General features: G+C 48.5%; 14 protein-coding genes. 4 read left to right on the top strand and 10 right to left on the bottom strand.

Translation table 11 applies throughout. From position 1 onward, the window contains the following. Positions 1–107: 107 nt before the first annotated feature. The 6 genes from OGY08_RS23185 to rclA all read right to left on the bottom strand — a co-directional run bounded on the left by OGY08_RS23185 (position 108) and on the right by rclA (position 5,145). Positions 108–875 (bottom strand): putative bifunctional diguanylate cyclase/phosphodiesterase, encoded by a 768-nt coding sequence (locus tag OGY08_RS23185; RefSeq protein ID WP_003831149.1) that lies wholly within the window; start codon positions 873–875, stop codon positions 108–110. Between the two features lie 100 nt (positions 876–975). Further along, complete coding sequence (locus tag OGY08_RS23180; protein ID WP_286566685.1) at positions 976–1,557, bottom strand: helix-turn-helix transcriptional regulator; 582 nt, start codon at positions 1,555–1,557, stop codon at positions 976–978. A gap of 21 nt (positions 1,558–1,578) precedes the next feature. Continuing rightward, positions 1,579–2,274 (bottom strand): flagellar brake protein, encoded by a 696-nt coding sequence (locus tag OGY08_RS23175; RefSeq protein ID WP_192464014.1) that lies wholly within the window; start codon positions 2,272–2,274, stop codon positions 1,579–1,581. A gap of 571 nt (positions 2,275–2,845) precedes the next feature. Further along, positions 2,846–3,406 (bottom strand): reactive chlorine resistance membrane protein RclC, encoded by a 561-nt coding sequence (gene rclC / locus OGY08_RS23170; RefSeq protein WP_008784029.1) that lies wholly within the window; start codon positions 3,404–3,406, stop codon positions 2,846–2,848. 11 nt (positions 3,407–3,417) lie between these two features. Continuing rightward, complete coding sequence (rclB, locus tag OGY08_RS23165; RefSeq protein WP_048216347.1) at positions 3,418–3,648, bottom strand: reactive chlorine resistance periplasmic protein RclB; 231 nt, start codon at positions 3,646–3,648, stop codon at positions 3,418–3,420. 171 nt (positions 3,649–3,819) lie between these two features. Further along, positions 3,820–5,145, bottom strand: coding sequence for a reactive chlorine resistance oxidoreductase RclA (rclA, locus tag OGY08_RS23160; protein WP_137377131.1), 1,326 nt, complete (start codon positions 5,143–5,145; stop codon positions 3,820–3,822). 237 nt (positions 5,146–5,382) lie between these two features. Between rclA and rclR the strand changes: the two genes are divergently transcribed. Then, positions 5,383–6,237: a reactive chlorine-specific transcriptional regulator RclR gene (rclR, locus tag OGY08_RS23155; protein ID WP_286566682.1), complete on the top strand. Its 855-nt coding sequence runs from the start codon at positions 5,383–5,385 to the stop codon at positions 6,235–6,237. 52 nt (positions 6,238–6,289) lie between these two features. Here the strand turns inward: rclR and OGY08_RS23150 are convergent, their stop codons facing one another. From OGY08_RS23150 to OGY08_RS23135, 4 genes are all read right to left on the bottom strand, one after another. Continuing rightward, positions 6,290–9,433, bottom strand: a complete 3,144-nt coding sequence (locus OGY08_RS23150; protein WP_103015055.1) for a CusA/CzcA family heavy metal efflux RND transporter — start codon at positions 9,431–9,433, stop codon at positions 6,290–6,292. Positions 9,434–9,444: 11 nt separating this feature from the next. Continuing rightward, on the bottom strand, positions 9,445–10,737 hold the full coding sequence (locus OGY08_RS23145) for an efflux RND transporter periplasmic adaptor subunit (protein ID WP_191226292.1): 1,293 nt from the start codon (positions 10,735–10,737) through the stop codon (positions 9,445–9,447). A 77-nt stretch (positions 10,738–10,814) separates the two neighbouring features. After that, entirely contained in the window at positions 10,815–11,162 is a 348-nt protein-coding gene (gene cusF, locus OGY08_RS23140) for a cation efflux system protein CusF (protein WP_057068636.1), read from the bottom strand. A 32-nt stretch (positions 11,163–11,194) separates the two neighbouring features. After that, the gene (locus OGY08_RS23135) at positions 11,195–12,577 is read right to left on the bottom strand and encodes an efflux transporter outer membrane subunit (protein WP_286566677.1); all 1,383 of its coding nucleotides are present in this window, start codon (positions 12,575–12,577) and stop codon (positions 11,195–11,197) included. A 195-nt stretch (positions 12,578–12,772) separates the two neighbouring features. Here OGY08_RS23135 and cusR point away from each other — a divergent pair, with 195 nt between their 5' ends. The 3 genes from cusR (at position 12,773) to OGY08_RS23120 (ending at position 15,349) form a co-directional block, all read left to right on the top strand. Continuing rightward, positions 12,773–13,456, top strand: a complete 684-nt coding sequence (gene cusR, locus OGY08_RS23130) for a copper response regulator transcription factor CusR (RefSeq protein WP_003831137.1) — start codon at positions 12,773–12,775, stop codon at positions 13,454–13,456. After that, on the top strand, positions 13,446–14,897 hold the full coding sequence (locus tag OGY08_RS23125) for a Cu(+)/Ag(+) sensor histidine kinase (protein ID WP_167820312.1): 1,452 nt from the start codon (positions 13,446–13,448) through the stop codon (positions 14,895–14,897). Before cusR ends, OGY08_RS23125 begins: the two co-directional genes overlap by 11 nt. A 125-nt stretch (positions 14,898–15,022) precedes the next feature. Further along, positions 15,023–15,349, top strand: a complete 327-nt coding sequence (locus tag OGY08_RS23120) for a PcoE/SilE family metal-binding protein (RefSeq protein ID WP_048214749.1) — start codon at positions 15,023–15,025, stop codon at positions 15,347–15,349. Positions 15,350–15,527: the final 178 nt, after the last annotated feature.

Raw genomic sequence — 15,527 nt, 5'->3', positions numbered from 1 at the left:
GCTTTTTTTTGCCGTTCAAAGCCGCCTGATGCGCTACGCTTATCAGGTCTACAGACTTAACAGCAACGCGAAACAACCAAGGGGTTGGGAAACGTGAAAAGGAGGGATTAACGATTATATTGTGCTAAGAGTGAAGGGATCTCTTCTGCCAGCACCGGGGGAGAAATGAAAAAGCCTTGAATTTTGTCACAACCAATCTGCATCAACCGCTCCAGCTGGGACTGGGTTTCCACCCCTTCGGCAAGAACTTCAATGCCAAAATTATGCGCCAGTGAAATAATACCCTCAACAATCTTCGTTGATCGGGTGTCGGGCTCAATACCGGTGACAAATTCCTTATCAATTTTTAAAGTGTCAAAAGGATATTTCAACAGGTAATTAAGATTAGCATGGCCGGTTCCAAAATCATCAAGTGCAAGCTTGACCCCTATCGCCTTTAATTCCGTCATATTTTTAGCCGCAATCTGGCTGTCACACAGCGGTGACGTTTCCGTGACCTCTATTTGGCATCGATGGACCGGCAGTCCGGAAGTGGCAAGATTTTGTCTGACGCGTTGGGGTAGCAGAGGATCGCAGAATTCAAGCGCGGAAATATTGACGGATAATACAATGGGGTCAGGCCAGGAAGTTGCAACATCCCACGGAGAGTGAGTAACCATATCTTCAATGGAAATAATATTGCCGCTATCTTCCAGTAAGGTAATAAAAACATCGGGAGAGATCATACCCATCTGAGGACTATTCCAACGCATTAATGCTTCAAATCCGCTTATACGCTGGGCATGCAAATTGAAAATAGGCTGATAAACCATATAAAGTTGACTGGTATTCAAAGCCTTTTCAAGCGCAGTTAGCACCTCATTGGAATTAAACATTCCCCTCTCCCTCTACAAATCATAAAATTAAAAACCAGTCAAAATCACTCCCAAATTGTATCTACTATTAGGTGTATTACATCAGAAAAGAATGGTCAGGTTAGGGTAAAAAAGACATACGATGGGTAAATCTGACAATTAACTTATTTAAATCAGAGGTATTGGTCAGGCCAAGTTTGGCGACGACTCTCATCTTATGTGCCTGAATCGTTTTATAGTTCAGGCTAACTAACTCAGAAATTTCTTTGGCTGTATAACCACTTACCAGTAAGTTCAGGATCTGCTGTTCTCTTTCGGTTAATCTCTTCTGCGAACGATACAGTCGGGGGTTCCATTTCCCGACTGATAATTTCGCCAATTGACCAAAATCGCGCAGTGAAGATTTTTCAGTCAAAACTATTGTTTTTTCGACATATAATAACTCTACGCATAATTTCGCCACCAAACTATCAGCAACAATCACCACGACGTTATTATAAAATTTGCATCGGTTTTTATTCAAAAACTGAACAATGTCTGAACACGCTTGTTCATTATCAATGATATTAAAAACCATGGTTTGATGCTGGCATAATGATGACTGATGCAACATATCCTCAAACTGGAATGTTTGTATCGGTACATGTTTGCTGGTCAGGTAGGCAAACATACCATTGCCCACAAAATTATCACTGCCACACATCAACATCCTGTTCACCGTTCCTTATAAGCTTCTAATCTTGTTACTCATTAAAAATTTAATAATGATTTTCTCGACTTCAGTCTCTTCACGACGATTTTTAAAGTCGAACTCACATGAAATCTGATGACAAGAATACAACTGGTTATCCTCATCAAATTCATTGATCGGGACGACATCGATCACTTTTAAGTCCAGTTGTAAACTGCCAAAGGTATCGAAATCCAGAGAGGCATTTTTAATCACCGCATTTTTATAAAGAAAACGGGCGTTTACATCTTTAACGATTAACGCACAACCACCCTGCGAGATATTTTTAATCTTGAGAGAGTAGTTTTCTCCGTTTTTGTAACGACCAAAACAGAAAAAGTCATAACCCTTCAGGAATGAAAAACGCTGATTTTGTCTCTGCTGGGCAAAGAAAATCATATCCGGGATGAAGTAGGATAATCCTGCTTCCGCACCTGCTGACGAGGTTTGTTCGAACCTGGCACTAAATTTTACAATCCCGCTTTCACTGTGCAGGATAAAGTATTGGACCTTTTCAGGAACAATGTCTCCGTGTCCGGAGATGACAAACCGTTCGAAATCAATCTTCTCTAACTGCGTGATAACGCTACTGTCTCCACACAGGATTTCCAGTTTCGTTTTCTTATGAAGCTCTTCACGAAGGATAGCGATGATTTCAAACTTGTCTTCCTTTGCTAAGCCAAAGCTCATTCTAAAACCCTTATTTCCATATTTAAGATATGTCCCGCCTTTGGTTACTCACAAAACGCGAGATCAGCATCCACCCCTGGTGCTTAATTACCATAGTGGATTCCATGTCAAACAGTTGGTTAAAAATTAAGTTTTTAACTATCTTTAGTCAGTTATTGATACGTAAAAACATTTAATCAGGATTAATTCTAGCTCAAGCCAGGCCTAAAACCACGCGAACTTGCGTACTGGCTATAACAAAAGCGAATAACAAAATTTTTAAAATGAGGTTTTGAGATAACAAATAGCAAGAATTGTACAGAAAAAAAATAAAGCAATCATGATGGAGGGGCTAAGCAACATGCTGGTTGGCGTGCTATCGCGGGGGATAAGAGAAGATGTTTACTGCACTCTATCATTAACTAAAAATATAGCTCTGACTCGTTATGCTTCTAAATTGAATAATTGCAATTTATATATGCTTAATAAATTTACCTTAAGTCAGAAAAAAAGCCAGCATCCTGCTGGCCCGGTAAGTACCGAATCGAACTATAGTGGCTTGCTATCTTACAGAGGGCACAACGTTAAAAATTCAATACCGCTGCTTAATTATTGATCGGGATGAATCTGCGATAATCATCACTGCTCCCGCCAACATTAACGTATCTTTTAACACCAACCGCCCGGCGCCTGACAAGTACGGAAATCCGTGGTGTAAATCACCCAGAGGCATTACCCATGCTTCTGGTGTGGTTATTAAAAATGATAAGGTAACAATTGGTGTGGCAAATGCCAGAACGCCGCCAATTAATCCCAACCAACGGCTAACAGGATTAGCCAGCACCAGCAAAGCGATAAGAACTTCGACTACGCCCAGGCCATTTGAGAACGTATACGTGTTATTCGCTGTCTGCCATTCACGAGCCTGCGGTTTGAATTCACCTTCGTGGGTTAAATGTTGTTTGTATTCTTCTGGATGCTCATAAAAAAATGACATTACCGGACTATTGGCGACAAACGGCGTAATGCTGTCGGCTTCGTAAGGTACAAATTTTAATAAACCAATCCAGATAAAAACAATCGCGATACTCAGGCGAATCAAGGTTAATCCAACTCTATCGCCCTTGCCCAATATACGAAGATACTTTTCCATCCCGGCTCTCCTTACTTGTACAAAATTGCCGTTGCGTGAGTGCTGCTATCAATGCGCATTGAGGTAATTTTCCAGGAAGTCGCATTCTTTTCCTGCGCCAGTTTCGCAATGGCATCTTCCACCACGGAAGGAGAGCCAGACACGGCTGATACGCTAACGTGGGCAACCTCGGTTTGCGCTAACGCGGAAAATGTCACCGGAGCAGTCAGTAACGCAGTCATTAGTAACGTAGTTTTAAGCATGTTCATTTCTATTTCCATTAACGAGTTATTTCAGTGGAAATATAATAAAACATGCCACCTTATTTTATTTCATCCGTAACGCCAGAATAACTGTCAATTAGTATCAGGAATATAAAAAACAAATAAAAAAAGCCCCACACGGGTGGGGCAAATATGCACACTACGCTATTATCATTTTATGAGAGAAAAGAGATCGTTTAATGATTCGCTCATACTTGGATGGGTAAATATCTGGTCACGCAATGTGGTATAAGGTAACCCCGCATCCATAACCGTCTTGATGATATTAATCATTTCATGAGAATCCACGCACAGCAGCGACACGCCTAATATTTGTTTCGTTTCGCTATCCACCACCGCTTTAAGAACACCACGCGTATCATTCATCACACGTGCACGCGGGATAGCCGCTACCGGCAACGTCACGACTTGCACCGCCGCACCGCTGGCGCGAGCCTGTTCTTCAGTCATTCCGACGCGGGAAAGCGGCGGCGTCATAAAGACGGAATACGGTACGTTTTGGCGATCGCCCGTGTTACGTAACCCCTCGCCTAGCAGGTTGTCACGCACAATACGGAAGTCATCCAGTGAGATATAGGTAAATTGTAATCCACCAGTGACATCGCCCATTGCCCAAATGTTATCTGCCGATGTACGCAAATATTTATTCACAACAATGGCACCACGATCGTTTACATCCACACCCGCTTTCTGCAATTGCAGGTTTTCTGTCGCCGGTTTGCGACCTGATGCTACCAACAGCGCATCCACCGTCTGGGCACCCTCCGGCATGTGCAGCTGTACTGCACCATCATGAGAGGAGACCGACTGCACGTTGGCATTGAGGATCAGCTCGACGCCTTTGTCGCGTAAAATGTTGGCGATAGCGTCAGCAATATCCCGGTCTTCACGAGGTAAAAACTGCGGAGCTGCTTCATAAATAGTGACTTTGCTACCAAAGTTGGCAAACATCGATGCGAATTCAACGCCGATATACCCACCGCCCAAAATGCCCAGACGCTCTGGACGTTGCGTCAAATTCAACAGCCCGGTGCTGTCAAATACGCCAGGTGTCGTGGTTAATCCCTCAACGTTTGGAATCGTTGACTGGGCGCCAGTATTAATAAAGATTTTCTCGCCGCTCAGCTCAATCTCGCCTGTTGACTGCACGACTCGCACAGTATGGTTATCAACGAATTCAGCACGACCTTCAATCACATCCACGTTTTCCAGATCGGCAAGATTATGGAAATTTTTATCGCGCAGAAAACTGACAACAGAGGCCTTGCGTTGCATTGCTTCGGCAAAGTCATGCTGAAGTTCAGCATCATGTACCAGGGTTTTGGTTGGGATACAGCCGATGTTGATGCATGTCCCACCATACATGGTGTTTGACTGTTCAATAATCGCTACCCGCCAACCCGTTTTGGCCAGTGTTGCCGCCAGCGTTTTACCCGCTTTGCCAAATCCAATAATAATCGCCTGATACTGATTCATGCTGTCTCTCCGCCAAGTCACTGTTCGTTTGATGAACTGAAATATAGCTCTAACTCTGCCGAAACAATGTATCCACAACTCGCAGATAACTGTCAGATCGTCTAAATTAGCCTTAAAGATGACTAACGTTTCGAGAATGAATTATTATACTAACACTTTGAAGGTATTAATATAATAATGAAATAAAGAGATAATATCGTTTCAATAAACGACAACAAAAAATGTTCAGGAGTCTACATGGATGCCCTTAGCCGATTACTGATGCTTAACGACCCACAAGGCTCAATTGACCAAAACTGCCTACTGAGCAGGGACTGGCAACTGCCGCACGCAGCAGGTGAATTGTCCATTATCCGCTGGCATACGGTCACACAAGGGGCAGCCCAACTGGACATGCCCGATGGGACATCTTTTACTCTGCTGCCCGGTACTATCATGCTCTTGCCGCAAAACTCCGCACATCGGCTCTGCCAGTCTGGCGATGAACAAACACACATTGTTTGTGGCAGCCTTCGATTGCACGCTTCCTCACGCTATTTTTTAACTGCATTACCGGAAGTATTAGTTCTGGCACCTGATGAAAATAGCCCTGTCAGCCATTGGCTCAAGGCCATGATTGCGTTGATGCAACAGGAATCCATGAGTACTCTGCCAGGTTCCAGTGTAGTCTGCAGTCAACAATGCGCCACACTGTTCGCCTTAGCCGTTCGCGAATGGTTAACCAAGGCGACCCCCGTTCAGAACGTGTTAAATCTACTGCTTCATCCCAAACTAGGGGCTGTCGTCTTCATGATGCTGGAGTCACCGGCGTTTGCCTGGACCGTCGAAGAACTGGCGAAACGTGCGCATATGTCGCGGGCCAGCTTCGCGCAGCTATTTCGTGAAGTCTCAAACTCCACGCCGCTCGCAGTATTAACCACATTACGCCTGCAATTCGCTGCCCAGATGCTGTCTCGCGGGTCGCAGCCATTGGTTGTGGTGGCCGAGTCGGTGGGCTACGCCAGCGAATCGTCATTCCATAAAGTCTTTTTACGGGAATTTGGCTGCACGCCGGGCGAGTACCGCAAACGCGTGAAGGCACTGGAGGTATAACGCGGCGCCTGCTTCGGCAACAAATCCGAATGCAGGCGCGCGCTTTAGAGCATTATTTTTGACCGCGGTGTCTGTGCAGCCACATCAGCTTATACGCAGCCGGAATAATGAATAGCGACAGCAATGGCGCGGTGATCATGCCGCCAATCATCGGCGCGGCGATGCGGCTCATGACTTCTGAGCCAGCTCCCGTCCCCCACAAGATAGGTAACAGACCCGCGATAATCACCGCCACGGTCATCGCTTTTGGGCGCACGCGCAGCACGGCACCGTGATATAACGCTTCATCCAGCTTGTCCGCCGTAAAGGTTTGCGGATTTTCCAGCGCGGGTTCGGCTTCAATAGCGTGGCGCAAGTACATCAGCATCACCACGCCAAACTCCGCAGCAACACCTGCCAGGGCGATAAATCCGGTTCCGGTTGCGACCGACATATGGAAACCCATCCAGTAAAGGAACCAGATGCCGCCCACCAGCGCAAAAGGCACACTGGTGATAATCAGCAGCGCTTCGCCAAAGCGACGGAAGGCCAGATAAAGCAAGACGAAGATAATCATCAGCGTCATTGGCACCATCAACTTGAGCTTATGGCTGGCGCGCTCAAGCAGCTCGAATTGCCCTGAAAACGCCACGCTGGTCCCAGGCTTTAACTGGACCTTTTCAGCAATAGCCTTTTTCAGATCGTTCACCACTGAGACCATGTCACGATCTCGGGCGTCGATGTAAATCCAACTGGTTGGTCGCGCATCTTCGGTTTTCAGCATCGAAGGCCCCGAAACCACCGTCACATCGGCGACATCCGCCAGCGTAATTTGCTGTTTCATGGGCGTCAGAATCGGCAGATTACGCAATGCTTCCGGGCTATCACGATAGCTCTGCGCATAGCGCAGGTTGATAGGATAGCGTGCAATCCCTTCCACCGTTTCGCCCACCATTGCCCCTCCTACCGCTGAAGTGACAAACAGCTGCACAGCACCTACGGTCATGCCGTACCGGGCCGCTTTTTCACGATTAATATCTACGTTGAGATAGCGTCCGCCCACCAGACGCTCGGCCAGCGCCGAAGAGACACCCGGCACGGTTCTGGCCACCTCTTCAATTTGCTCCGCCGTGGCGTCGATATCTGCCAGAACATTACCCGACACCTTAATGCCAATTGGGCTTTTGATCCCCGTAGAGAGCATGTCGATACGGTTACGAATCGGCGGAACCCACAGATTCGCCAGCCCCGGCAAGCGTACGGTTTTGTCCAGCTCGGCGATGATTTTGTCCATCGTCATCCCCGGACGCCACTGGTCCTGCGGCTTCAGTTGGATCGTCGTTTCAACCATTTCCAGCGGCGCGGAGTCTGTTGCGGTTTCTGCCTTACCGGTTTTACCAAACACGCGCGCCACCTCCGGAACGGTCATGATCAGCTTGTCGGTTTTCTGCAGCATGTCCGCTGCCTGCGCCGCTGAGATCCCCGGCAATGTCGAAGGCATATACAGCAGATCGCCTTCGTTAATCTGCGGCAGGAATTCACCACCGACTTTATTCAGCGGGTAGACAACCGTCAGTATTGAAAGCACCGCCACCAGAATGGTGATCTTGGGCCAGTGCAACACCTTCAGCAACAACGGATGGTAAATACGGATCAGAAAACGGTTAAGCGGGTTGCTACTTTCGGCCGGTATTTTTCCACGGATCCAGAACCCCATCAGGATAGGAATAACCACAATCGCCAGAAATGCCGCGCCTGCCATCGCATACGTTTTGGTGAACGCCAGCGGGCCGAACAGTCGCCCCTCTTGCCCCTCAAGCGTGAAAATGGGGATAAACGACAACGTGATGATCAACAGGCTGATGAACAATGCCGGGCCGACTTCTACCGAGGCGTCAGTAATAACCTTCCAGCGCGTTGCGTTATCGAGCTTTTCATTCGGATGCTGATGCCCCCACTCTTCGAGCCGCTTATGGGCGTTTTCAATCATCACGATTGCGGCATCAACCATCGCCCCGACGGCAATGGCAATTCCCCCTAGCGACATGATGTTGGCGTTCAAACCCTGGAAATGCATCACGATAAACGCGATACACAGCCCCAGCGGCAAGGAAATAATCGCCACCAGCGCCGAACGTAGATGCCACAGGAACAGTGCGCACACCAGCGCCACGACGATAAACTCTTCCAGCAGCTTGTAGCTGAGGTTATCAATGGCGCGATCGATGAGCTGACTGCGATCGTATGTTGTAACTACCTCTACGCCTTCCGGCAGGCTGCTTTTCAGCGTGTCGAGTTTGGCTTTAACGGCAGAGATCACCTCACGCGCATTTTTACCGGAACGCAGGATAACCACCCCGCCCGCGACTTCGCCTTCGCCATTCAGTTCGGCGATCCCGCGGCGCATTTCCGGCCCAATCTGTACGCGCGCCACATCGCGCAGGTAAACAGGTACACCGTCGGCCCCTGTTTTCAGGACGATGTTATTAAAATCATCGAGCGTTTGCAGATATCCACTGGCGCGGACCATATATTCCGCTTCAGCCATCTCAACAGATGAGCCGCCCGCTTCCTGATTCGACGTATCCAGCGCCGATTTCACGTCCGCCAGGCTGATGCCATATTGCGTCAGCTTCATCGGATCGATAACGACCTGATACTGTTTAACCACGCCGCCTACCGAAGCGACCTCCGCCACGTTAGGAATCGTTTTTAACTCATACTTTAAAAACCAGTCCTGAAGAGAGCGTAATTCCGCCAGATCATGTTTCCCACTGCGATCCACCAGCGCGTACTCAAATATCCAGCCAACGCCCGTGGCGTCCGGTCCCATTTCCGCGCTAACGCCAGCCGGTAATTTTCCCTGAACCTGGTTGAGATACTCCAGTACGCGCGAGCGCGCCCAGTAAGGATCGGTACCATCTTCGAAAATGACGTACACGTAGGAATCACCAAACTGCGAGAAACCGCGCACGGTTTTCGCACCCGGTACCGACAGCATGGTGGTGGTCAGCGGGTAGGTCACCTGATTTTCAACAATTTGCGGCGCCTGCCCCGGATAACTGGTTTTGACGATCACCTGAACATCAGAGAGATCGGGCAGCGCATCAACCGGCGTATTGATGATGGTCCAGGTTCCCCAGACGCTAAGAAACAGCGCCCCCATCATCACCAGAAAACGGTTTGCCACCGAACGACGGATAATCCATTCAATCATTTATCATGTCCTCAGTGTGAATGGGTCGCCTGGGCTGGCATGGCGGCTGCGTCTTGCGCCTTACTGTTCTGGGCGCGCATACGGTCCAGTGCGCCAGAGATATTCGCTTCAGAATCAATCAGGAACAGGCCACTGGACACCACTTTTTCGCCTTCGGTCAGGCCGGAGCGGATAGCCGTCAGCCCCTGGGATTCATGGAATACCGCAACCTGTTTCGGCACAAATCGGCCTTCGTTATCAACGGTGATGACCCGCTGCTCGGTACCCGTATCAATTAGTGCCTTAGACGGGATCAGCAGCATTGGCTCGCTTTGTGTTTTCAGTTGCAGGTAAGCATTCATCCCGGGCTTGAGCGCCTCGTCGGGGTTATCGACCTGTAAACGGAGCTGGAGCGTACGCGTGGTAGCATCAACGCTTGGTAAGATACTCCACTTGCTGATGGTGAAAGGCTTATCCGGCCAGGCGGGCACGGTGATGGTAAATTGCGAGGCATCTTTAATCAGCCAGGCGATAGATTCCGGGACCGACGCGCTAACCCATACCGGGTCCATACCCTGAATTTTCGCGACCACATTGTCTTTGGAAATGTTCATACCGGTACGCAAATCGAATGCGGTGATCACCCCATCGATAGGCGCTTTTAGAGTAAAGCGGGTCTGAATTTTACGCGTCGATTTTAAGCGCTGGATATCTGCTTCAGGCATTCCAGCCAGACGTAATCTCTCCAGAATCCCTTCCACCTGCGTCGCGCTACCACCCGTTTCCCGCAGCAATAAATATTCGCTCTGCGCCTCAACCCAATCAGGAATAGTCAGGTCGATCAGCGGCGAACCCTTCTTAATTTTGTCCCCCACGGTCAGCGGGTAAACCTTCTCGATAAAGCCCGCAGAGCGTGCCTGGACAATAACAAACTGGTATTCGTTATAACTAACGTTGGCCGGGAACGTTTGCGCGTAGTGCAGTGGTCCACGACGCACTGGCTCTGTTTTCAGCCCCAGGTTCTGGGTCTGTGTAGGATCGATGCGCACGCCAGGCGATGACGCGTTCGCGGTCTCTTCATCGGCATATTTCGGGATCAGATCCATATCCATAAACGGCGATTTACCCGGTTTATCAAAGCGCGTGTTCGGATACATGGGGTCATACCAGAACAACACTTTTCTGGCTTCTTTTTGCTGAACTGGCCCGGCTACAGACGATATTTTTACCGATGAATAATAAGTATAAACACCGACAGAAATAATCCCGCCGGCAATCATGCTACCGAGAATAAGCGCGGTATTTTTAATATTTAAAGACGCCATAGTGATTTCCATTGCGCGATAGTCTCACCCGCGTTCGCAAAAAACTCGGGCAAGAATAAAAGAGACCAGCGAGAACGTTATTTACTGATGTGAATATCGCGTAACACAGAGAGATTTCCCTGCTGAACAAACGTAAACGCGACCTTATCGCCTGGCTTAATATCATCAGCCTTCGTATCAGCAACCAGCGTAAAGCGCATCGTCATGGCCGGCCAGTTCACCGCTGGAATAGGGTCATGCTTAATCGTGATTTTTTTACTCTCCATATCAACAGCTTCAATCACCCCGTTAGCGCTAATGAGTTGTTCCTGTTGAGCCGCTGGCTGCATATTCATCATCTCGCCATGCTGATTTTCATTGGCCTGGGCGTTAAACATAACCACAGAGAAAAGGCTAAACAGTACGGCTTTGGCGGTAGTATTCATACATCATGCTCCTGAAAAGTTAATATTAAGGATTACTCCACCCAACCGCCGCCTAAGGCAGCAAACAGTTTAATTTCATTAACCTGTTGGGCGTAATTAAGATCGAGCAGCGATTGCCGCGTAGCGAATAAAGAACGTTCTGCGTCTAATACTTCGATATAGCTAACTGCGCCATTCTGATAAAGCGCTCTGGCGCGCTGTAGTGTGATTTGCAATGAATCCAGATAACGCTGCTGCCCACTAATTTGATCGGCAATGCTTTGGCGTAACACCAGTGCATCCGCCACTTCTTTAAACGCGTTCTGAATTTTTTGTTCGTAATTAACTACTGACTGTTGCTGGCGAATTTCTGCCAGGTCGAGATTGGACTGATTACGTCCGGCGTTGAAGATTGGAATATCTATTTTGGGGACAAAATTCCACATGCCGCTGGAGGCATTAAATAAATTGGAAAGATCGCTACTGCTACTGGACACGGAACTGGTCAACGTTATCGACGGAAAAAATGCCGCCCGCGCAGCACCGATATTGGCATTTGCCGCCAATAATCCGTGCTCAGCTTCCATAATATCCGGGCGCTGCAACAGTATTTGCGACGACAACGATGGCGGCAGCGTTACCGGTTTAATATCCCCACGGCTGCGCGCCTGGTCATCGGGTAATTTCCCGTATGTACCCAGCAACAGTTGCAGCGCGTTATTGGCCTGTGCCAACTCACCTTTACGCTTGGCAATTTCGCTACGCGTACTTTCAATCACACCGCGCGCTTGTTCCAACGCCAGTACGTTGGTGCTACCGGTTATCAGTTGCTTCTCTACAAAAGCATAAGAGCGCTGATAGTTTTGCAGCGTTTCTTCGGCAACTTGCAACTGCGCGTAAGCCAGACGCTGGTTGAAATAGCTTTGCGACACGTTGGAAATTAATAAGATATGCACCGCCCGACGCGCCTCTTCGCTGGCGAAGAAGTTCTGCCGTTCGGCTTCACTCATATTTTTAAGCCGCCCAAAGAAATCCAGGTCGAAACTGAGATTGAGTCCAGCTTCGAATTCACGATCGGTGCTGCTATCACCTTTTAATTTACCGCTGTAGGTACCGCTGGAGCCTGCCGTGATTTGCGGATAACGGTCAGCGTCCGTGACGCCATACTGCGCTCGCGCTTCCTGAACCTTCAGCGTCGCCATGCGTAAATCGCGGTTATTGATCAGCGCCTCACCAATCAACGCCTTCACCTGGTCGTCAAAAAAAAAGGTTCGCCACCCCGTGTCCTGGTATTCACCAGGAGCCGACACCAGGGAATTCTGGCTTAAAGAAAATTGCTGTGGCACCGGCAAGGCCGGGCGCTGATAGTCCGGCGCCAATGAACAACCAGCGAGCACGAATATAGCGCTGAGAGTAAGAAGCTTAAATTTGCTCATAGTTCTTCTCGTCCTGACCGGACTGATGTCCCTAAAATAAGTAGGAATTTATAGTCTTGTACTTTAACGAAGTGACTCTGTTTAACCGGTGACAGGAAAATGACAAAACTGTCATTTTCCCAATAACAGATTGCTATCCGATCCCGCTTCCCTAGAATTGAAAGTCCGCACAACCAGTGCGAGAAGGAGAATGCGATGAAGGTTTTGATAGTCGAAGATGAGAAAAAAACCGGTGAATACCTGACGAAAGGCCTGACGGAAGCGGGTTTTGTTGTGGATTTGGCGGATAACGGCCTGAACGGGTATCACCTGGCGATGACCGGCGATTACGACCTGCTCATACTCGACATCATGCTGCCGGATGTAAACGGCTGGGATATCGTGCGGATGCTGCGTTCCGCCAACAAAGGAATGCCCATTCTTCTCCTCACCGCACTGGGTACCATTGAACATCGGGTTAAAGGTCTGGAATTAGGTGCTGATGATTACCTGGTTAAACCGTTTGCCTTCGCCGAACTGCTGGCACGGGTCAGAACGCTGCTGCGCCGGGGCGCTGCGGTGATTGTTGAAAGCCAGTTTCAGGTCGCGGATTTAATGGTCGATCTGGTCAGCAGGAAAGTCACCCGCAGCGGTACGCGCATCACCCTGACCAGCAAAGAGTTTACGCTGCTTGAGTTTTTCCTGCGCCATCAGGGGGAAGTTTTACCCCGCTCACTGATCGCCTCCCAGGTCTGGGATATGAATTTTGACAGCGATACTAATGCCATCGACGTCGCCGTTAAGCGTCTACGCGCCAAAATTGATAACGATTTTGAGCCGAAACTGATTCAGACCGTGCGCGGTGTGGGATATATGCTTGAGGTTCCTGATGACCAGTAAACGATGGCGGCGCCCTTTTTCACTGGCGACACGACTGACCTTTTTTATCAGCCTGGCGACAATTGCTTCATTTTTCGCCTTTGCATGGATAATGATCCACTCCGTGAAAGTCCACTTCGCCGAGCAGGACATCAACGATTTACAAGAGATTAGCGCCACGCTGGAGAGGATTATTAACCAACCCAACGAGCCAGAATCACGCCGCCTGGAAACGCTAAAAAATGTGGTGGCGGGTTATTCGAACGTCATTATTTCTCTGGAAGATAACAACCAAAAGGCCATTTTCCATTCGCCCAATGCGCCGGATCTCCGGCAGTTTATCGCCAGTGCAAGGCCCGATAAAAATGCTCATGCCAGCGATGTTTTTATTATCTCAGGCCCCACACTGCAAACCTCCAAACATATCCACGGACAGAAAACATCGTCTAACTGGCGAATGATTCGCCTGCCGGTAGGACAACTCGCTGATGGAAAACCAGCGTATACGCTGTATCTGGCATTATCGATCGACTTTCATCTGCACTATATTAACGATCTGAAAAACAAGCTGATTATGACAGCATCGCTGATTAGCATGATGATTGTCTTTATCGTGTTGTTCGCCGTATACAAAGGTCATGAACCGATTCGTAACGTCAGTCGTCGCATCCAAAATATCACCTCGAAAGATCTCGATGTACGCCTCGATCCGCAAGCTGTTCCTATTGAACTGGAACAGCTGGTGAGTTCGTTTAATCACATGATCGAACGCATCGAGGACGTATTTAAACGCCAGTCGAACTTCTCAGCGGATATTGCCCATGAGATCCGCACGCCAATTACTAACCTCGTCACCCAAACGGAAATTGCGCTCAGCCAGACCCGCAGCCAAAAAGAACTGGAAGATGTGCTGTATTCCAATCTCGAAGAGTTTGGCCGTATGTCGAAGATGGTGAGTGATATGCTGTTTCTGGCGCAGGCGGATAACAATCAGCTGATCCCAGAAAAAAAAGCACTCAATCTGGCTGATGAGGTCGGTAAAGTGTTCGACTTTTTCGAAGCCTGGGCTGAAGAGCGTGAGGTTGGTTTACGGTTTGAAGGACGCGCATGCTGGGTTTCTGGCGACCCATTAATGTTACGCCGGGCAATGAGTAATCTGCTGTCAAATGCCATGCGCTATACGCCAAAAGGCGAGTCGGTAACCGTGCGGGTGAAAGAGGCGGATGGCCAGGTGCAGATAGTCGTTGAGAATCCCGGAAACCCCATTCCCCCGCAACATCTTCCGCGACTCTTTGACCGCTTTTATCGAGTGGACCCTTCACGACAGCGTAAGGGTGAAGGCAGCGGCATTGGTCTGGCGATTGTGAAATCGATTGTGACTGCTCATCAAGGAAAAGTCTCGGTGACTTCCGACCCTCATGCCACTCGCTTTATTCTGACGCTGCCCAAGCACGCGATGTAATTTATGGTGATGACGCTTATACCCGTCATCACCTGTTGTCTGACACAACCGTCATAATCCTGTCACGCCACTGACAGCCCCTATTAATTATACTTTCTTCCGTAAACCCAAACAGGAGAAATATGATGAATAAGATGTCCTCTTTTTTAGCTATCGCGTTTTTTATTTCAGCTGGCGTTAATGCGGCAGAAACACCCAAAATGCATCAGCAGGCCGCAATGGCTCATGAAATGATGAATAACAGCGATGCTCCTGCACATCAACAAATGGCACAAGCACACGCCGCGCAAGCAAATAATTCATCGTCAATATCAACCAATGCGAAATCATTTTCACAAATGAATGAACATGAAAAAGCGATGGTTGTTCACCAATCGGTAAACAACGGCCATTCATTTGCTCATGAGGTACAGGCCGAGCAGCACCGCGCGCAGATCTCCACTCAGGGGTAAAGACGAACTATATTGACAACGACATCCATAAATACGCGAAGTTTGAATATTGTGGACTACTCTCCCCACGCGGGCCTGTTTATATACAAGCCCGCGTCCCACTTCATCGTTAATGTCAATATTAATAATTTATTAAATCCTTCTTCTAAAAGTGAATACATCTTAGTTCTCTACCCGG

The sequence above is a fragment of the Citrobacter sp. Cpo069 genome (assembly GCF_030332785.1).
GTDB lineage: Bacteria > Pseudomonadota > Gammaproteobacteria > Enterobacterales > Enterobacteriaceae > Citrobacter > Citrobacter portucalensis.
This window is presented reverse-complemented; position numbering and strand designations above follow the sequence as displayed.